The organism is Arthrobacter zhaoxinii, assembly GCF_024385505.1.
GTDB classification, from domain to species: domain Bacteria; phylum Actinomycetota; class Actinomycetes; order Actinomycetales; family Micrococcaceae; genus Arthrobacter_B; species Arthrobacter_B zhaoxinii.
On sequence record NZ_JANFLT010000002.1, the window covers coordinates 22,374 to 40,817 of the forward strand.

At 66.2% G+C, this 18,444-nt stretch carries 17 protein-coding genes and 1 pseudogene; 3 read left to right on the forward strand and 15 right to left on the reverse strand.

Translation table 11 applies throughout. The features are described 5' to 3' along the window. Nucleotides 1–9: 9 nt before the first annotated feature. From NNX37_RS03655 to NNX37_RS03675, 5 genes and pseudogenes are all read right to left on the reverse strand, one after another. Nucleotides 10–1,011 (reverse strand): glycine betaine ABC transporter substrate-binding protein, encoded by a 1,002-nt coding sequence (locus NNX37_RS03655; protein ID WP_255790946.1) that lies wholly within the window; start codon nucleotides 1,009–1,011, stop codon nucleotides 10–12. Continuing rightward, entirely contained in the window at nucleotides 1,011–1,790 is a 780-nt protein-coding gene (locus NNX37_RS03660; RefSeq protein ID WP_407079915.1) for an ABC transporter permease, read from the reverse strand. Before NNX37_RS03660 ends, NNX37_RS03655 begins: the two co-directional genes overlap by 1 nt. Further along, nucleotides 1,787–3,082, reverse strand: coding sequence for an ABC transporter ATP-binding protein (locus NNX37_RS03665; protein ID WP_407079916.1), 1,296 nt, complete (start codon nucleotides 3,080–3,082; stop codon nucleotides 1,787–1,789). The genes NNX37_RS03660 and NNX37_RS03665 overlap by 4 nt, the downstream gene beginning before the upstream one ends. Next, entirely contained in the window at nucleotides 3,075–3,716 is a 642-nt protein-coding gene (locus NNX37_RS03670; RefSeq protein WP_255790947.1) for an ABC transporter permease, read from the reverse strand. Before NNX37_RS03670 ends, NNX37_RS03665 begins: the two co-directional genes overlap by 8 nt. Nucleotides 3,717–4,502: 786 nt before the next feature. Further along, nucleotides 4,503–4,655, reverse strand: a pseudogene (locus tag NNX37_RS03675) (DUF6308 family protein); the annotation flags it as partial. 142 nt (nucleotides 4,656–4,797) lie between these two features. Between NNX37_RS03675 and NNX37_RS03680 the strand changes: the two are divergent. The 3 genes from NNX37_RS03680 (at nucleotide 4,798) to NNX37_RS03690 (ending at nucleotide 7,459) form a co-directional block, all read left to right on the forward strand. After that, complete coding sequence (locus tag NNX37_RS03680; protein WP_255790948.1) at nucleotides 4,798–5,346, forward strand: hypothetical protein; 549 nt, start codon at nucleotides 4,798–4,800, stop codon at nucleotides 5,344–5,346. Nucleotides 5,347–5,582: 236 nt separating this feature from the next. Continuing rightward, nucleotides 5,583–6,764, forward strand: coding sequence for an acyl-CoA dehydrogenase family protein (locus NNX37_RS03685; RefSeq protein ID WP_255790949.1), 1,182 nt, complete (start codon nucleotides 5,583–5,585; stop codon nucleotides 6,762–6,764). Nucleotides 6,765–6,805: 41 nt separating this feature from the next. Then, a complete protein-coding gene (locus tag NNX37_RS03690; protein WP_152271280.1) occupies nucleotides 6,806–7,459 on the forward strand; it encodes a nuclear transport factor 2 family protein in 654 nt (217 codons plus the stop codon). A gap of 64 nt (nucleotides 7,460–7,523) precedes the next feature. Here NNX37_RS03690 and NNX37_RS03695 read toward each other — a convergent pair whose 3' ends face one another. The 10 genes from NNX37_RS03695 to NNX37_RS03740 form a co-directional block, all read right to left on the reverse strand. Next, nucleotides 7,524–8,744 carry an acetyl-CoA C-acetyltransferase gene (locus NNX37_RS03695; protein WP_255790950.1) on the reverse strand — a complete coding sequence of 407 codons (1,221 nt, stop codon included), beginning with the start codon at nucleotides 8,742–8,744 and terminating at the stop codon, nucleotides 7,524–7,526. Further along, nucleotides 8,741–10,318 carry a bifunctional 3-(3-hydroxy-phenyl)propionate/3-hydroxycinnamic acid hydroxylase gene (locus NNX37_RS03700; protein ID WP_255790951.1) on the reverse strand — a complete coding sequence of 526 codons (1,578 nt, stop codon included), beginning with the start codon at nucleotides 10,316–10,318 and terminating at the stop codon, nucleotides 8,741–8,743. Before NNX37_RS03700 ends, NNX37_RS03695 begins: the two co-directional genes overlap by 4 nt. Beyond that, complete coding sequence (locus tag NNX37_RS03705) at nucleotides 10,315–12,270, reverse strand: acetoacetate--CoA ligase (RefSeq protein WP_255790952.1); 1,956 nt, start codon at nucleotides 12,268–12,270, stop codon at nucleotides 10,315–10,317. The genes NNX37_RS03700 and NNX37_RS03705 overlap by 4 nt, the downstream gene beginning before the upstream one ends. Beyond that, nucleotides 12,267–13,118 carry a fumarylacetoacetate hydrolase family protein gene (locus NNX37_RS03710; protein ID WP_255790953.1) on the reverse strand — a complete coding sequence of 284 codons (852 nt, stop codon included), beginning with the start codon at nucleotides 13,116–13,118 and terminating at the stop codon, nucleotides 12,267–12,269. Before NNX37_RS03710 ends, NNX37_RS03705 begins: the two co-directional genes overlap by 4 nt. A 3-nt stretch (nucleotides 13,119–13,121) precedes the next feature. Beyond that, nucleotides 13,122–13,811 carry a VOC family protein gene (locus NNX37_RS03715; RefSeq protein WP_255790954.1) on the reverse strand — a complete coding sequence of 230 codons (690 nt, stop codon included), beginning with the start codon at nucleotides 13,809–13,811 and terminating at the stop codon, nucleotides 13,122–13,124. Nucleotides 13,812–13,887: 76 nt separating this feature from the next. Beyond that, nucleotides 13,888–14,412 (reverse strand): flavin reductase family protein, encoded by a 525-nt coding sequence (locus NNX37_RS03720; RefSeq protein WP_230022071.1) that lies wholly within the window; start codon nucleotides 14,410–14,412, stop codon nucleotides 13,888–13,890. A gap of 40 nt (nucleotides 14,413–14,452) precedes the next feature. Continuing rightward, complete coding sequence (locus tag NNX37_RS03725) at nucleotides 14,453–15,109, reverse strand: nuclear transport factor 2 family protein (protein ID WP_255790955.1); 657 nt, start codon at nucleotides 15,107–15,109, stop codon at nucleotides 14,453–14,455. A gap of 41 nt (nucleotides 15,110–15,150) precedes the next feature. Next, nucleotides 15,151–16,338 (reverse strand): acyl-CoA dehydrogenase family protein, encoded by a 1,188-nt coding sequence (locus NNX37_RS03730; RefSeq protein WP_255790956.1) that lies wholly within the window; start codon nucleotides 16,336–16,338, stop codon nucleotides 15,151–15,153. Nucleotides 16,339–16,402: 64 nt separating this feature from the next. After that, nucleotides 16,403–17,797, reverse strand: a complete 1,395-nt coding sequence (locus NNX37_RS03735) for an acyl-CoA dehydrogenase family protein (protein WP_255790957.1) — start codon at nucleotides 17,795–17,797, stop codon at nucleotides 16,403–16,405. A 35-nt stretch (nucleotides 17,798–17,832) separates the two neighbouring features. After that, nucleotides 17,833–18,444: an NADPH-dependent FMN reductase gene (locus NNX37_RS03740; protein WP_255790958.1), complete on the reverse strand. Its 612-nt coding sequence runs from the start codon at nucleotides 18,442–18,444 to the stop codon at nucleotides 17,833–17,835.

Consider the following 18,444-nt stretch of genomic DNA (forward strand, 5'->3'; position numbering starts at 1 on the left):
GTGTCCACCTCACTCGGGAGCGGTGATCAGGCCCTTCCCAACCATCCAGTCGAACGCGACGTCGGCGGGTTCCTGGCCGTTGACATCCACGGCAAGGTTCATCTTCCGCAGTTCCTCGTCGGTAAGCAACGGAGATACCTGCGCGAAGATGTCCACCAGCTCCGGATACTCCTCCAGCGCCTCGGTGTTGAAGACCGGAGCCGCGTTGTACGCGGGGAAGTATGCCAGGTCATCCTCGAGCACGGTCAACTCCAGCGAATCGATGCGTCCGTCCGTGGCGAAGACCTCGCCGAAGTTGCATTCGCCGGCGTCGGTGGCCGAATACACCGCACCGGTGTCATAGATCCCCACGTTGGCGTCCGGCACCCCGTTGGGGTCACCGCGTGGCATGCCGTACTTTTCCAGCATCGGGTTCATGCCGTCGGGGCGGGAGTTGAATTCCGCCTCCAGGCAGAAGGTGCGTTCCTCCACCGGCAGGGCAGCGATGTCGGAGATGCTGTCCACCCCCAGCTCTTCGGCGGCTTCACTACGGATGGCGAAGGCGTAGGTGTTGTTCAGCGGTGCCGGGTCTCCCCAGGTGACGCCGTTGGCCAGGTCCGCGTCATGCACGGCCTGCCACTGTTCCTGCTTGTCGGGGATGCCAGCGCTCTGGCCGAGGTAGGCGATCCATCCGGTGCCGGTGTATTCCCAGGTCATGCCGGCCTGTCCGGAGAGCAGCAGTTCCCGCGCCGGCTGGCTACCGGGCACGTTGGTGAGATCGGTGACCTCGAAACCGGCAACCTTGGTGGCCAGCACGGCGATCTTGCCCAGGATTAGCTGCTCGGTGAAGTTCTTACTCGTAACGGTGAGTTTCGCGTCGTCGGGCAGGCCCTCGACGGGCTGGATCAGCCCGGGATCCGCCTCCGGCACGTAGGAGGCGGCGGGCTGCAGGCCGCAGCCCGCAAGCAGCAGGCCGACGGCGGCGGCTCCGGTGGCAGCGAGGCGGACACGTGCGTTTGGCTGCTTTTTCATTAGAGTCCCTTCGGCCGGGCGATGTGCTCGACCAGGCGGCCGATCCAGTCGACCACCAGGGCCAGCAGGGCCACCAGCAGCGCGCCGGCCACCAGTACGGTGGTGAGGTTCAGGTTCACGCCGGTGGTAATGAGGATGCCCAGCCCGCCGCCGTTGACGAACGTGGCCAGGGTGGCGGTGCCCACCAGGAGCACCAGTGCGGTCCGGACGCCGGAGAGCATCACGGGCACGGCGAGCGGCAGTTCCAGCTTAAACAGCACCTGGGAGTTGCTCATGCCCACGCCGCGTCCCGCCTCCACAATGCGCGGGTCCACCTGTTGCAGGCCGACCATCGTGTTCCGCATAACCGGCAGGAGGGCGTAGACCACCAGCGCGCCGATGGCGGCCCAGAAGCCGAAGCCGACCCAGAAGGCCAGCAGCACCAGCAGGCCGATGGCCGGGGCGGCCTGGCCGATGTTGGCCAGGGCCATGATCGGGCCGGTGAAGCGGCGCATCCGTCCGCGGGTCAGCAGGACGCCCAGCGGGATGGCGATGACCAGCACAATCACCGCGGACACGCCGGTAAGCAGCAGGTGCTGCACGGTGTACTCCCAGAGGGCTGCGGGGTCCAGCGTGGTGCGCTCGGTGACGCTGAGCTCGGCGGTGGTCAGCCAGAGCATCAGGAGCCCGAAGGCCACCGCGATGCCGGCCAGCTGCAGCAGCAGCGGCCGCCAGGATGTCGGGCCGGCGCCGCTCCCGGCTTCGGTCCGGGCCTGGGCGGCCGTGGAAACGGCGGTCATCGGGTGCCCTGGCCGGCGGCAGCACCGGCGTCGTCCTGCACCGGGACCTCCGTTTCGGTGCGCCGGATGACACCGCTGTTAATCCCGACCGGTGCGCCGGAGGACCCCAGCTGCGCGGCGTCGTTCGCCGCCGTGATGGCCTCCATGACGGTCTGGACGGTGACCGTCCCGAGGAAACGGTCACGCTGACCCGTCACCAGGGCTGCACCGGTGCTGGAGACCAGCATGGTGTCCAGGGCGTCGTTGAGCGTGGAATGTTCGCTGATCACCGGAAGTTTGGAATCAACGGTGTCGCTGTGCCGGTCCAGCCGGCTGAGCTGGCGGCGGGAGAGCCACTGGATGGGCCGCTCCCTTTCGTCCAGCACCACGGCGTTCTGCTCGCCTGCACCCTGCAGGCGGGAGAGCGTGTCGCTGGCGAGGTCCCCGATGCCGGCCGTTATGGGGGACGTCAGCTCCACCTCGTTCACGCGGGTCAGGGTGAGCTGCTTCAGGCCGGCGCCGGAGCCGATGAAGTTTTCCACAAACTCGTTGGCGGGGTTGGCCAGGATGCGTTCCGGGGAGTCATACTGCACCAGCTGGGCACCCTCGTCGAAGATGGCAATCCAGTCCCCGAGCTTCACCGCTTCGTCGAAGTCGTGCGTCACGCAGACGATGGTTTTGTGCAGCTCGGACTGGATGTGCAGCAGTTCGTCCTGCAGCCGCTGGCGGGTGATTGGGTCCACGGCGCCGAACGGTTCGTCCATAAGCAGCACGGGCGGATCGGCGGCCAGGGCGCGGGCCACGCCCACGCGCTGCTGCTGCCCGCCGGACAGCTCCTTCGGGTAGCGGTCCCGGTACAGGGCAGGGTCCAGGGAAACCAATTCGAGCAGTTCGTCCACCCGGGCCTGGATGCGGTCCTTGTCCCAGTTGAGCATCTTGGGCACGACGGCGATGTTCGCCGCCACGGTCATGTGCGGAAAGAGCCCGCCGGCCTGGATGACGTAGCCGATCCCGCGGCGCAGCTGGTCGCCGTCGATCCCGGTGACGTCTTCGCCGTCGAGGATGATCCGCCCGCTGGTGGGCTCGATGAGCCGGTTGATCATTTTCAGCGTGGTGGTTTTGCCGCAGCCGGACGGGCCGACCAGCATCACAATGCTGCCCCGCGGAATCTCCATGGTCAGGCCGCCGACCGCCGGTTTGTCCTGCCCGGGGTAGCGCTTGGTGACGTCCTCCAGCAGGATGCCGGTGGCTTTGGTTACGGTGCCGGTTTCGGTGGCTTCGGCGCCGGTGATTGGGGTGGGAGTCTCAGACACGGATACCTCGCGGGGTTGTGAGCCGGCCGAGGCCGACCAGGAGAAGGTCAAGGATCAAGGCCAGCAGGATGACGCCGACGACGCCGACCACCACGGACTCGAGGGAGTTGGCACCGCCTAGACGGGAGAGGCCAGTGAAGATGAAGCCGCCCAGGCCCGGGCCGAGGGCGTAGGCAGCGATGGCGGCGATGCCCATCACCATCTGGGCGGACACCCGGACTCCGGCCAGGATGACCGGCCAGGCAAGCGGCAGTTCAATGCGCAGCAGCGTGCGCATCCGACTCATGCCGACGCCGCGGGCGGATTCGACGACGGTCGGGGAAATCCCCGCCAGGCCCACCACGGCGTTACGCAGAATGGGCAGGGTGGCATAGAACGCCACCACGATCACGGCCGGAAGCGCACCGAACCCGAAGGGAGCGATCAGCAGGCCGATCAGAGCGAAGGACGGCAGCGTCAGCCCGACCGCGGAGACGCCGTTGGCCACGCCGCTGAGGGTCTTGTTGCGGTACACCAGGGCCGCGATGACCACGGCAATCACCGTGGCCAGGACCAGGCACTGAAGAACCAGGCTGAAGTGCTGCCATCCGGCGAACAGGATCTGTTGATACCGGTCCGCTACGAATTCCCACACATCAAGACCTCTTCACTTTGGTTACGTATGTTTGGTCGACGCCCGGCCTCACTTAGCCTCCGGGCGAAAACTACCAAGCAACCTTACCGTTACCTCCCTCACATTAAGCGCCGAAAAGAGCCCAACCGGAACAACGTGACGCTTTCGCAACGGTTCGGGGCCGGGGTTTGCTGAGTCTTTGCGGGGAGACCGGGCAGGGTTTCGGGGTGGGCCGGGAGGGTTCGTGGTTGTCTGGACGGTTCGGGGTGACGGGGGGGTCGGGGTGAGGGGCGACGGGGGCGTCGGGCTCTCGTGCTTTCAGAGCTGCCGGGCTCCCCCTCTGTATCGCTGATGCTGTCCGCCGCGCTTCGGGGGCGACGGGACGACCCGCCTTCTGTGCAGGTGGTGCTGTCCGCCGCTGCCGGAATCTCGCCTTCTGTACAGCAGATGCTGCTTGGTGGGTTTCCAGGCGACATCAGCTGTACATTAGCGCCATCCACCGGGCTACGCCGGGCACAGTGTCCCACGAATTGTTACAGGTGGGTCTGGGGTGGTTCCACCTGTAACACCAGCACCGCCGGCCGGCATGTTCGGCCCTAATGGAGGGCTCCGGTGCGTTCATAGTGCAGTAGATGTCCCCCAGCCGGCTGGCAGCCAGCATCTACTGCACTATGAACCTGCGGTGCGGCATCTAGTGAGCAGAAAACGGGGCTTAGCTGCATCTACTGAGCAGATAACGCGGCTATTCAGTAGGGATAGGCCCGTTAGCTGCTCAGTAGATGCAGGCAGAGGCTAAGCTGCCCGTTATCACCGGCCGGGGGCTGGGGGCGTCCCGCCGCCGGTGCCGTGCATCCACAGGACCACGTCCATGGCGCGGAGCCGGGAAATCCGGTGGGGTAGTTCCGCCCGACGCTGGATTTCGTCGAGGCGGAGGGCGAGCACCCTGCTGTCCTCGGTGAGCGCCGTGTGCCAATCAAGTCACCGGGTCAGGGAGTCCTTCAGCTTCGTCTCGCTTTTCGCCACCGAATCCCCCGATGGGGATCAAGCGATTCCCGCACACCAATCCCGGCCGCCCCGCACCCCGTCCCCTAGAGTGATCGCCATGGACACTCCGACCCAGTTTGCCGTCATTGCGTTCACTGCCTTCGTAATATGCGTCGGTCCCGCCCTGCTCGTGCCGGGTGTTCTCGCATATTCCGGCCGTTGGACCTCTTGGGTAGGTCCGTCCGGCTCCCAGTCGACGGCGAAGCACTCCCGGCTGGGCTTCATGATGTTCTGGGCCGGTGCACCGATGACCGTGATGGATGTTCTCCTCGGCCTTGAGGCGCTGGGGGTGGACGCATCGCTGACAAGGGAGCTCGTCCTGGCACCCATGATTCTCTGCATGCCCATAGTGATGATGCACATCTTCTTCCTCCCGAAGCTCCTCCGGCCCCTCCTGCTGCCTCAGTGGTACCGGGACTGGGAGGACCCGATCAACGAGCGCGATGATCAGGAGACCGAGCTGCGCCGGGCCAGGCGGAAACGCCTCCGGAAACTGCCCCGGGCTGAAAGACGCCGGGTTCGGCTCCAGGAAAAGGGTGCGGCTGGCCGCCTGATCGTCGTCGAGGTTGATCAGAAGGTCATCTGGGAGAAAACCTCGCGCTACTAGCCCTTCAGCCCGCCCCGCAGCGCCTTCCACGCACCGGTGGACCAGAGTGCCCTACACAGCACCAGCAGCGGCTGGAAGAACAGCTGGGCACGGACCCCGCATCCCTGCTCGATTTGCCGGAAGACGGAGAAATTAATACGCGAACCTCAGGGCCGGGTTAGGGTTATGCGAGACTGAACTGGTACGTACAGTATAGTTCGGTTATCACGTCACCCACGAGAGGTATACCGATGTCGATGACGACAACGACCGCCCCCACAGCAAGCGAGCTCATCGCCCGCGCGGAAAAGCTGGTCCCGCTGTTGCGGGAGCGCGCATCCCAGGCCGAGAACCTCCGACGGCAGCCTGATGAGACCATCGAGGATTACAGATCAGCCGGGTTCTTCACAGCGATGGTGCCCGCGGAACACGGAGGCTCCGCACTCGGCCTCAGCGAGTTCGCCGACCTCGTCCGCGTCCTCTCGCGGGGCGACGCCTCTGCCGGATGGATCGCCGCATTCCTCATCTCGCACTCGACCCTCCTCTACCGCTACGGCGCGGAGGCACAGGGTGAGTTCTTCGCGGAGAAACCGTACGGCCTGACCGTCGCCGCTGCGGGCCCTCCCGGAGCCGCAACCCCTGTGGAGGGCGGATATAACGTCTCCGGCACCTGGCGCTTCGGTTCCGGTGTTCTCCACGCCGAGTGGGCCGCGCTCAGTGCGATGTCACCCGATGGTCCTCTCAGTGTTGTGGTACCCGTCAATGCGACCGAGATCGTCGACACCTGGCACGTCCCCGGGATGAAGGCGACGGGCTCCAACGACATCAAGGTAGAGGGACTCTTCGTTCCGCGCCACCGCACGGTTTCCTTCCCCACGTACTCGTCTGAGCACAACGAGGGTGCGGCCCTGACTGACTACCCGCTCATCGGCTACCCCATGAACCGCACGCTCAACCTCATCCATTCCGCCGTGGCCATCGGCACCGCGGACGCGGCCCTCGAGTTGTTCGCGGCCGGTCTCGGTAAGCGGGTCCGGATGCAGACACAGCAGAAGCAGATCGACGAGCCGATCACCCGCCAGACCTACGGCAAGGCATGGGATCTCGTACAGGTCGCGGGCCTCCAGCTGCACGACGCACTTGCGCACACTGACCGGGTTTACGGCAGGCACTCGACCGATCCCGCGACGCTCGCAGACCGCGCCCGCATCAATCTGGGGCTGACCGGATCCGGGCAGAAAGCCTTCCAGGCCGTCGACCTCGTGGTGCGGGCAGCCGGCGCCTCCATCTTCCGCACCGGGGACCCCCTGGAACGGATCGTCCGCGACACGCAGGTCATGCGCAATCACGCCGCAGTCGACTTCGAGACCATGGCATCGGTCGCCGGCGGAGCGCTGCTCGGCGTTGGCATCGGCGACTACGCCGAGCCCATGTTCTAAGTCGATCCGACTGCCCGCCACCAACTGAAAAGGAAGACCGCATGACCGACATTGCTGCACTTGAACGCCGGATTTCCCGAACCGAGGCCTACATCGAGATCTCGAACATCATGGGAAGGATCGAGTTCCTCCACTCGGCCTACGCGAACGAGCCGATTGTGCCGTACTTCAGCACACGGCCCGACACCGTAATCGAGCTCCCCTTCGGCCGCTACACCGGCTCCGACGCCGCGCAGCGCTGCTTCGTCGGCGCGCTCGACGAGGGCCTGCCGCCCCGCGACCTCAGCGGTGAGTACGTCGAGCACCTCTTGTCCACGCCCGTCATCGAGGTTGCCGATGACCTCGAAACGGCGAAGGCCGCGTGGATCACGCCGGGTGCCGAGGCGCACCACCTCGGCTGGGTCGAGGGCAATCCCCTCCACGGGTTCTGGTACTGGGGTCGCTACCATCTGGTCTTCCGCAAGGAGGAAGGTGCTTGGAAGATCTGGAAGTACCGGAACTCCCTCACGTTCGTTGCCGACTACTACAAGAGCTTCACGGACGGCAGCCTCCCCCGTCCCCCCGCCCCGATCGGCAACGGTGGACCGGACAGCGCTCCGCGGTTCCAGGTCGAGTACACCCCGTCGTGGGATCCCAAGGAACTCGTGCATGCGCCCGAGCCCTATGCCACTTTCGTCGACGAGGACGAGTTCTAGGCACGCAGGAACACCAAAAAGCGGCCGGGTGAACAATTCACCCGGCCGCTTTCCGTTCTGCTGATCAGCTGAGGCGTTCCAGCACGATTGCCATTCCCTGCCCGCCGCCCACGCACAGCGTGGCCATGCCAAGCGTCTTGTCCTCGGTGGACAGGCCGTTGATCAGCGTGCCGATCAGTCGGGTGCCGGTCGCACCGAACGGATGCCCGATGGCGATCGCCCCGCCGTGCGTGTTGAGCTGACGGTCCACGTCGATCCCGAGCTCCCTCGCAGAAGCAACGACCTGGACGGCGAATGCCTCATTGATCTCGATCAGGTCGAGGTCAGCGATGGTCAGGCCGGCCCGGCGAAGCGCCCGCCGCGACGACTCGACGGGTCCGAGCCCCATGATCTCCGGCGACAGACCCGAGACAGCGGTAGAGACGATGCGCGCCAGTGGCTGCAGACCGTGCGCCTTCGCATACCGTCCGGAGACAACCACTGCGGCAGATGCACCGTCATTGAGCGGGCAGGCATTGCCTGCCGTGACCGTTCCGACGGGCGAGAACACGGGCTTAAGCTCGGCCAGCACCTCCGCGGTGGTTCCCGGACGGAGCGAGTCATCCTGATCGAAGATCGACCCGTCCGGCCGCACCACGGGCACGATCTCCCGCGCCAGGTAGCCGCTGGCCTGCGCTTCCCCCGCCAGACGCTGCGAGCGCGCAGCAAAGGCGTCCTGCTCCGCGCGGCTGACTCCGGTCAGCCGCGCCACATACTCCGCCGTGTGACCCATCTGAATATAGGCGTCGGGCATCCCGCCGTCGGCGCGTGGGTCGTGCCACGGCGCCCCCGACAGCATCGCCTGTGCCGTGCGTTCGGCAGCTGCGTCGAACGCGGCATTACCCGCCCCGGCCGGCGGTGCCGCGTGGGATGTCGACTCGGTGCCTCCGACGAGGAACGCATCCCCTTCGCCGGCCTTAATGGCGTGGAACGCCATCCGGGTGGTTTGGATCGAGGACGCGCAGAAGCGGTTCACGGTTGTGCCCGGCAGCGTGTCGTAGTTGAGCAGCGTTGCCACGACGCGGGCCATGTTGAACCCCTGTTCACCGTCGGGTGCCGCCGTGCCGAGCATCAGGTCGTCGACGTCGTCGATTGACAACCCAGGTACACGGTCGATGACGCCGGCGAAGACCTGGCGCGCGAGTTCGTCGCCGCGCACATCGGCCAGACCACCCTTGCGGGCACGGCCGATGGCGGTACGGGCGATGGAGACGATGACGGCGTCGTCGTCGGTAAGAGTGGTCATGCGGACTCCCGTAGGTGGGTTGTTTCAAGGGCTGCCATGAGGTTTACGGCGTCGTCAACGGTCTTTGCCGAGGCGAACCCGTGGAAGTCGGGACGGTAGACGACGGCAACGGCCGTATCGAAGACCTCACCGTATCGGCCGTCGACGTCGCTGCCGCTGTGCCGGTTGCGGGCCGCGGTATCGGCGGGCATGACCTCGATGACCTTGCACGGGAATCCGGCGGGTCTGGCCGCACGGATACGCTCCGCATCGTCCTCGCTGACCACGCGCCCGTCGACGAAGGCCACGAACTCACCCCAGGTAATCCGGTCTGCGGCCGTCTCGCTGCCGTCGAGGCCGCGCAACCGTCCCTGCACGCCGATTCGGCCGGCGACCGGATCGGTCCCGGGCGCACCTCCGGGGAAGAAGCCCGGCCCGAGGATCTCCGGCGGCATGGGGGGAAGTGCGTTCCAGGGGAACGGCCCGGTACTGAGGAAGTGGGCGTCCCGCGCCTCGACCTTGGCGGGGTCGGTCTCGCAGATCATCCGGCCGAGTTCGAGTGACATCATCAGCGCATGCTGCACGTGTGCACCCCGCTCGCTCCCATAGGTGTCGAGCAGGCTGAGCGGTGCGAGCCCGCTCAGCACGTGGTCAATCTTCCACACCAAGTTCGCGACATCGCGGACCCCCGACACCATCCCCCGCCCGAAGAAGGGCGGCATTTGGTGCGCGGCGTCGCCGGCGACGAACACGCGCCCGCGGCTCCATTCGGTGACGCAGCGCGCGTTGAACCTGTACATCGCCAGACGCTCGAGGTCCGCGTTCTCGGGAGTGACCTCCCAGGGAGCGACGAGTCCCCAGGCGTTCTCCGTGCTGGTGAATGCCGCAGCGTCCTCGCCGGGCATCAGCATGAATTCGAAGCGACGCCGGCCAGGACCGCCGGAGACGACAGACGTCGGACGCAGGGGGTCGCAGATCTGGCCGTTCTCGGGCGTCCATTCACGCTCGGCCATCCGGAGATCCATCACCAGCCAGTCCGAGCTGAAGGCCAGATCCGTCATCGCCAGCCCGGCGAGTTCCCGCACGGCCGAGTTGGCGCCGTCGCATCCCACGAGGAATTTGGCCCGGACCGTGGCCCCGCCGGCAGGTCCGTTGACGACCGCCGACACCCCCTCGGCATCCTGGTCAAACCCGGTAAGAGCGGTTCCCCAGCGAATCTCGAGCCCTTCGGCCAGCTCCTGGTGCCGCCGCAGCGCGGCTTCGAGGTCGGGCTGGGCGAACATCGTGGACTCCGGCCAGCCCTGCGGCCCGTCGAGGGGTGCCGGGAAGGTCAGCAGGAGCTTCCGATCGGCGTTGAGCCAGTCGTAGCTCAGGGCAGGCTCGCTGAACGTGGCCTGCTCCTCCGCATCCAGGCCCACTCCGCCTAGGAAGCGGTTGACGTCCGGGTCGTAGTGGACCGCCCGAGGCAGAGAATACGGCTCGCGGTGCTGCTCAACGGCCAGCACCCGGTACCCGCGCTGTGCAAGGTAGAGCGAGGTCAGTTGCCCCACCACACCCTGTCCCACAACAAGCACATCGACATCGTTGTCGCTCATTTTGCTTCGATTCCGTTCTGTTCGTTGAACACTCGGGCGCGCTGGACGAACCAGTCGACCGTGCCTGGGTTCTGCAGCGATCCGCGGTTGACCGCCTTGGCCTGGTCATACCCCAGAAACACCTTCTTCAAGGGCACCTCGATCCGTTTACCGGAGTACGTGACGGGGATGCCCGGCGCTGCCTCGATCGCGTCGGGAACGTGCCGTGCCGTGGCCCGGGAGCGGATCGCGGTCCGGATCCGTGCCACCAGGTCGTCGCTGAGGTCGACGCCGTCGGCCAGTTCGACGAACAGCGGCATCCAGTACCGCCCGCCCGGCATTTCGATCCCCAGAACGACGCCGTTACGCACCTCGTCCAGCGTCTGCAGCGCCGCGTAGATCTCCGCGCTGCCGAGCCGCACACCGTCGCGGTTGAGCGTCGCGTCGGATCTTCCGTGCACCACCACACCCCCGCGCGGGGTGCGGCTGATCCAGTCGCCGTGCGTCCAGACGGAGGGATCGGCCTCAAAGTACGCCGCGCGGTACTTGGCGCCATCCTCATCGCCCCAGAAGCGGACCGGCATCGACGGCATCGGCCCGGTCAGCACGAGCTCGCCCACTTCGTCGTCCGCCGCCTCGCGGCCGTCCTCGGCGCGGACCTGGACGGGAGTTCCCAGCGTCGGCCCCTGCAGTTCACCGAGGTGCACGCGCTGCCAGGGGTTGCCCCCGATGAAACCGCTACAGATATCGGTGCCGCCGGAATCGCTTGAGAGATGGACATCGGCCTTGACCGCCGCGTGGACCCAGCGCCAGGTCGAGGGGGCGAGAACCGATCCCGTTGACATGATCGTGTCCAGGCACGCGAGGTCGTAACGATCCCCCGGGCGCAGCCCGGACTTCTCCACGAGGGCGAGATATGCGGCACCGGTCGCGAGCATCGTCGCCTGCGTCTGAGCGACGAGGGCGAACTGGCGGTCGGCATCCGGCCACATGGACGCACCGGGGAAAGTGACCACGGATGCCCCGACGCTGAGCGTGTTCGGAAGAGTGTTCCACACCATCCAGGAGGTGTTCGCGGCGGTGAAGTAGCGATCACCCGGACCAAGGTCGAACTGCAGCCCGATTCCCTTGGCGGATTCCAGCAGCATTCCGCCGTGTCCGTGCACGATCCCCTTCGGTATGCCCGTGGTTCCGGAGGAGAAGAGAACCCACAAAGGGTGGTCAAACGGGAGGCGCCGGTAGTCCGCGGGTGCAGGCGGCAAGGCATCGAGGCCGTCGAGGTACACGACGTCGGTCACCGTAGGCAGCGCGGAGCCGACCGAATCGACCAGTGGCCGGGAGTCGACCGCGCGGCCCTTGAACGTGTAGCCGGAGAAACCCAACAGCACGCGGGGCTCCAGCGGTGCGAGCCTGTCGACGATGGCGGGTTTAGCGAAGTCGGGTGAGCACACCGACCAGATGGCGCCGAGGGATGCGGTCGCGAGCATCGCAGCGATCGCCTCGGGGATATTCGGAAAGATACCCGCGACGACATCGCCCTGCTCGACGCCGAGGCCGCGGAGGCGGGCGGAGAGGGCCGCGACACGATCACGGAGACCGGCCCAGGTCCACTCGATGCGCCCGTCCTCGGCCAGTCCGACGATCGCCACCTCGTCCGGCCTTGTGTCCGCATGCCGCAGGACATTCTCGGCATAGTTCAGCCGCGCCTCCGGGTACCAGACCGCACCGGGCATGCGGCGCTCCGAAAGGGCAGGTCCCACCAGCCCGTCGCCTATCAGGCCTGCATGCTCACGTACGAGATCCCAGAATGCCCCGGGCTCCTCGACCGACCACCGCCAGAAGACAGGGTAGTCGTCGAGGAGCACGCCGTGGCGTTCCAGGGCCAGCTCACGGAGGGACCACAGCTGGGTCTGCCGGATACTCTCCTCGGTCGGAGCCCAGGTGACCTCGGGCGCCGCAGACGTCTCGGTCACGGTGCCGCGGTGAACTCGTTCGTAAACGAGCCGAAGCCGTCGAGGGTGCTGGTGAGGCGATAGCCCGGCCGCATCAGGATCCCCCGCGAGAGTCCCACACCCGCGGGCGTGCCCGTGAAGATGATGTCCCCGGGCAGCAGCGTCACGATCTGCGAGAGCCGGTGGATGCTCTCGTCAATCGGGAAGAAGAGCTGATCCGTGTCACCATCCTGAAGGGTAATCGTCTCTTCTCCCGGGCGCTCCAGCACCGCGTGGAAGGAGATGGAGTCCCGGTCCGGGAATTCGTCCGGGGTGACCACGAACGGTCCGAACGGTCCGAAGTTCGGGAAGGACTTGCCCATCGAGAACTGCGGTACGGGGGGACGACGCTGCACCGTGCGTTCCGAGTAATCCTGCCCGACGGCCATGCCGGCCACGTGCTGCCACGCATCGGCCTTCGGGATCCTGCGGCCTCCCTTACCGATAACCACGACAATCTCGGTTTCGTAATCGACGTCGTCGCTCGGCAGTTCGACCTGCGCGTTGGGGGCTGCGAGGCAGGATTGGAACTTCGTGAAGACGATCAGGTCTTCAGGTGCCGGGATGTTCGCCTCCGCGGCGTGGTCCTTGTAATTCACACCGATGGCGAGCACCTGCGGCGGCCTCGGGACCGGGATGCCGAGATCGGCCGGTTCGAAGGGCACAGCCGCCGGCAGGGTCGCCGCAGAAGCCCAGGCAACGAAGTCACTCCAGCGCTCGTACACATCCATCGGGTCGGGCCCGAAAGCGCCGTCGGAGGCTTTCGCGACGTCGACTGCTCCCCCCTCGGTAACGAGGGAGGCGCGGCCGTTCAGGTTGGCAATGCGCATGTGTCAGGCCTCCGCTGCGACCGGGAAGGGAACTCCGCGCAGGAGTTCGGGATTCGCCGCGATCTTCTCTGCCCAGCGGTCGGGGAATGACGGGTTGGGCACTTCGACGGCGGGACGGAACTCGCCGGCATACGCCCGGCGGTGGATCTCGTCGTGGTCCATCCCCGCCTCGCGTGCGGCAACCAGCTTGTCCGGGTCGAACTGCGGTCCGAGCTGGTCCTCCGCGAACTCGCGGGAGGCCCACATCCACTCGCTCGACTTGCCCCAGTCATGGAAGTTGTCCACCTGGATCTCGATGCCGTTCCCGTCCGGGTCGGTGTAGTACATGGACATCGTCATGCCGTGGTCCATGTTGAAGGCGGGAAGGATGTCCTGGTCGCGCAGGCGGACGTAGTTGTCCAGCCACGAATCGAAGTCGGGGTACTCGAACGCCGTGTGGTGGATCCCGGCCGAGTGGGGTTTGTTCACAGGCGGGACCGTGCCGGGAATCCGGAGAAGCGCGATGCGGTGGTTCGCCTCATCGTTGACCAGCCAGGCGGCGTTCTCCGAGTAGAAGATCGGCTGCAAGCCGCAGACTGCCTCGTAGAACTTCACCATGGGGTCGATCTCCATGGTCATGAAGGTCGCGTGGTGGAGCTTCGGGGCCCGGATAGGGCGCGGTTTCGGCGTGGTGGCGTAGACGGACTGGGACATCATTGTTCCTTTACTCAGCGGCTGCGCTGCAGCCGATTCATTGCTGTACTTACGACTCAGTTTTGTAAGGAGGCCCTCAGGCGGCCGGCTCCACCGGGGTGAAGTGACCGAACCGGCGGTGCTGATAAACGAGGCCGGCAACATCGAAGCTGTCCGCAGCACCGACGAGTCCCGTCACGATCGTGTGATCGCCCGCCCGCACCAGGTCCACGACCTGGCACGCTGCCCACGACGCGATGCCGGCAATACGCGGCAATCCCTGATCCATCACCCAATTCACGCCGGCGAACCGATCGAGCCCACGCCTTGCGAAGGTCGAGGCGATCCCCGCCTGGTCGAAGGCAAGGACATTGAGACCAAACCGCCCGGACCGCGTGATCAACTCGAGCAGGTCCGAGTCGTGTTGAAGCGATACGAGGACCATCGGCGGATCGAGCGACAACGACGCGAACGCACTGACCGTTGTCCCATGCGGGACACCGAGAGTGGTCGTCACGATGGAGACGGGTGTGGCGACGGCTCCCATAGCTGCACGGAATGCCTGTGGATCAACGGAAACTTCTGCGTGCGTATCCACCGGTACCTCCTCATTGAGATTCATAGTCGTACTGTACGGTGTAGTGCAGGTAAGCGCAATGGGTTTACTGCTGCGACCCGGGGAACGTGTCGTACGGCTCCGGGGCGAGCGTGAGCTCACGGGGGTCCCAGACCGGTGAGTACGGCACCTGCCCGCGGGGCGGAGCATCCGGTCCGTTCCCGTCGACCGGCGGCAACGGCGGAGGGCTCAGCTGCGCAGCGACATCCGTGAAGCTGGCGCTGTAGTCCGTGATGAAGGTGGCCGAGAGCCGGAAGTGCCAGAGCCGCCAGGCATCGTCTTCACGGACGAAATCCGCCGAGTAACGTCCCCAGTACCAAAGCGCCCGAAGCGGGTTGCCTTCAACCCAGCCGAGGTGATGCGCCTCGGCGCCCGGTGAGATCCATGCCGCCCGAGCGGTGCGCCCGTCCTGGGCAACTTCCACCACCGGAGTCGTGAGCAGGTGCTCAACGTACTCACCGGTCAGATCACGCGAGGGCGCCTTCATGGGGGGCGGCACCCACGCTCTCCGTGCGGCATCCCGCCCGGTGAACGTACCGAACGGCATCTCCACGACCAGGTCCTCCCGGTCCGCGAACAGCGGTGGAATCAGGTCATCCCGGTAGGCCGAGTGGTAGAACGCATAGCGCCCCATGAGGTTTTCGATTTCATGAACAGCTTCGAGGCGCTCCAGTCGGCGGGTGATATCTGCGAGTTCGGACATGATGCCCTTTCGTAACGGAGGGGATGGAGGGGCGGTGTCGATTAAAAGAGGGGCTCGGGGAAGTCGCCGAGATCCTGCCCGAGAAGGACACCGCCGGCAACAGCGCTCATGGTCATGAAGTCTGCGGACGCATGATTGCGGATGACCTGCACGTCCCTGCAGATGCGCTCCAGCGGGTCACCCGTGCGGAAGATAGAGGCCCCCGACGAGCGCACCACAAGGTCCACTGCAGCGAATGCCTTGGTGCCCGCCCCGGTGAGACCCAGGTTGATCACGGCGCGATTCTCAAGGCTTGCCTCCTGCGAGCGCTCAGGCCCGTAGATGGCGGCCGTCATTTCGAGCGCGTCCTTCATCTGCAGCTGCGCGACGTGCAGCAGATCCCACGCGTGGGCGTATGCCGACCGCACGAGGGGCTCGTCCACGATTCGCTGCCCGGTCTGCATGCGGACACGCTTACCGGCGTTTGTGCGGAACAGCTCCAGGGCCGCATCCGCGGTGCCGAGCGCAACGGCAGCCTGGATGACGGGCAGAATGCGGTTGACGGGGTACGCAGCGAGCGGGTAACCGGGGTGCAGCGCAGCAGCCCGTTCCGAGTCTGCGGAGAACAACGCGAACTCAATCGTTCGGTGCGCGGGAACGAAGACGTCCTGTGCCTCTACATCGTTGCTCCCGGTGCCCTTCATACCGGGGACCTGCCACGTGTCGATCACCGTCACGTCCTCAATGGGCACCGCCACCGAGAGCGGCCCGGTTGGAGAAACGGCGCTGACCATCACCCATTGGGCGTGCATCACGGCGGAGGCGAAGCGCCACCGACCGCTGACCAGGTAGCCGCCCTCAGTCGCCACCGCCGTTCCGGGAGGGGTAGCCGCCGCCGCTGCCAGCGCGTACGTGCCGCCCTGGAAGAAGTCGGCCTGCGCCTGGGCACCATAACGAGCGAGCAGGAGATTGTGGGCCATGAGGAATGCGCCGACCCACCCGGCCGACGCGTCGCCCCGGGACAGGGTCCGGACGATGTCCACATACTCGATGAGGTCGATCTGGGAACCGCCCAGTGTGGCCGGGAGCATCGCGCTGAACAGGCCGGCCTTCTCGAAGTCGGAGATCGTTTCGTCCGGGAGGCGGCGAAGCTCCTCGGTCTCGGCCGCACGCTCCCTCAGCAGGGGCACCAGCGCTTCGGCATTCGACAGGAGTTCGGCAGGGAGGGGGGCGGTAAGCAGAGGGGACATGACGGGGAACCTTTTCTTAGTGATGGGACGTGGGCGTTGTGAAGGGTACTGCCGGAGGATGCGGCTACGGCCGCGGCGGGGCCCCGGACGGGGACCCGGACGGGGACCCAGGCGGGGGCGACCCCTGCGGCGGGGTCGCCGGGGAGCTGAGAGCAGCCATCATCGGGAACGGCGGGAGCCCAAACAGGTCCCGGCCGTTGATCTCGGCCATCGGATCGATCCGGAACGCCCCATGCGTGGCCAGGACATGAATCTCCCGCACCGCGCGCTGGAGCGGGTTCGAGAGCGCAACCGCCGACGATCCCAGGGCGAGGAGGAGTCCGTCCACAGTATGAAGGCACTGATGGATCAGGTGGACGAGGTCCATGGTGATCTCGGGCTCTTCCGACGGCAGATAGTCCTCTCCCGCGAGCGCCCGCCGATCGGCCTCGTCCATGTGCCGGGCGAGAACGGCGTCCGCCGCGTTGATGACCGCACGCGCTTTGCCGGCGACCATCTGGATCGAGGCCATCTCCGACATAGTCGGGTAGGGCAGATTGAACGGCGGACGCTTCGCGGCCTGCGCCAGGAACGAGTCCAGTGCCCCCTGTGCGATCCCGATGGCCAAGGCGGCGAACGCCCCGCTGCTGCCGATCATCATCCCGAACGCTCCGTGCTTGAAGCCCAACCCCGAGTAGGCGCCGCGAAGGGCATCGCTCAGACGCGGAAGGTCAGCGGTGTGGACGACGCGGTAGTCGGGGACGAAGATCTCCTCGTCCGCCCGGATGCTGTTCGAGTTCGTTGCCTGAAGCCCCATGACATGCCAGTCGTCGACGATCGAGTACTGGTCTCTGGACAGGACCCCCATCGCGCGTCGCCGCTCGCCGCTTGCCGGGTCGTCATATTCGAAACCAACGGAGCCCCAGGCAGCGTGCTTGCTGCCGCTGCCGAACGACCACTTGCCCTTCACCTGGTAGCCGCCGGCCACCTTGCGGCCGTCGCCGACCTTCGGAGCGAAGACGGTCGCCCCGAACACGAGCGGACCGACCCATTCGTCGATTCCAGCAAGTACTTCGTCGCGGAGCTTCGCATCGAATCCAAGGATGTTCCGGGTCGCGCTCGAGACGATGACCAGCCAGGCGGCTGCCGCATCGCCCTTGCCGAGTGTCCGCACGACCTCCGCAGTGTCGCGGGCCCCGAGTGCGTAGCCGCCCAACTCTGTAGGGATCGTGATTTTGAAGGCACCGACCCGATTCACCGCCTCCAGGGTGGCAGGAGCCAGTGCGCCGAGCGCTTCCCCCTCGGCGGCCTGTTGGCGCAGCAACGGGAGGAGCTGGACAATCTCGTCCCGCATTCGGCGACCCTCATCACTCAGGTACGGCGACTCGGGAAACTTCGCCCTGGCGGCGGACGGCCCGTCCGGCAGGATCGGCTCTCCGTTGGGGAAACCTGCCGGCGGCATTGTGCGTGATGTTGTCATCGAGGGATCCATTCTCTTCTTTGAGGCTTCCGTGATTAGGGGCGGGGCGCCGGGGAGCCCGACGGCAGCGTCGGGGGCGGCGGGCCTTCGGCACGGAGCGGCCCCAGCGCATGCGTCCACCGCAGCAGTTCCGTCAGCATCGGTGCGACGGCACCCTGGGCGGAAGGCGGCGGCACGAAGTCGCCTTCCTCAAAGTTCTGCATAACAAGCGGCAGTACGACGCCGTCCGGCAGCGGCATCATGCGAACAGTCGTGACGATCTGTTTCATGACCTGGACTGCACGGAGACCTCCCGCGATGCCGCCGTAGCTGACGAAGGCGACGGGAGCATACATCCACTCGCGCCCGAGGTAGTCGAAAGCATTCAGCAGGGCGGCCGACGGCCCGTAGTTGTACTCCGGTGAAACGAAGATGAACGCGTCCGCTTCCCTGATTTTCGCGGCCCACCGCTGCGTGTGCCCATGCTCGTAGCGTCCCAGGACAGGGTGGTGGCGTTCGTCGAGGACGGGCAGTTCATACTCCGCGATGTCGACGAGCTCTACCTCGAATCTTCCATCCGCCTCCGCTCGCTCGAAGGCCCACTGCGCTATGGGTCCGGCGAGGCGGCCGGGGCGAGTACTGCCGACAATGATCTGCAGTTTCGGCAT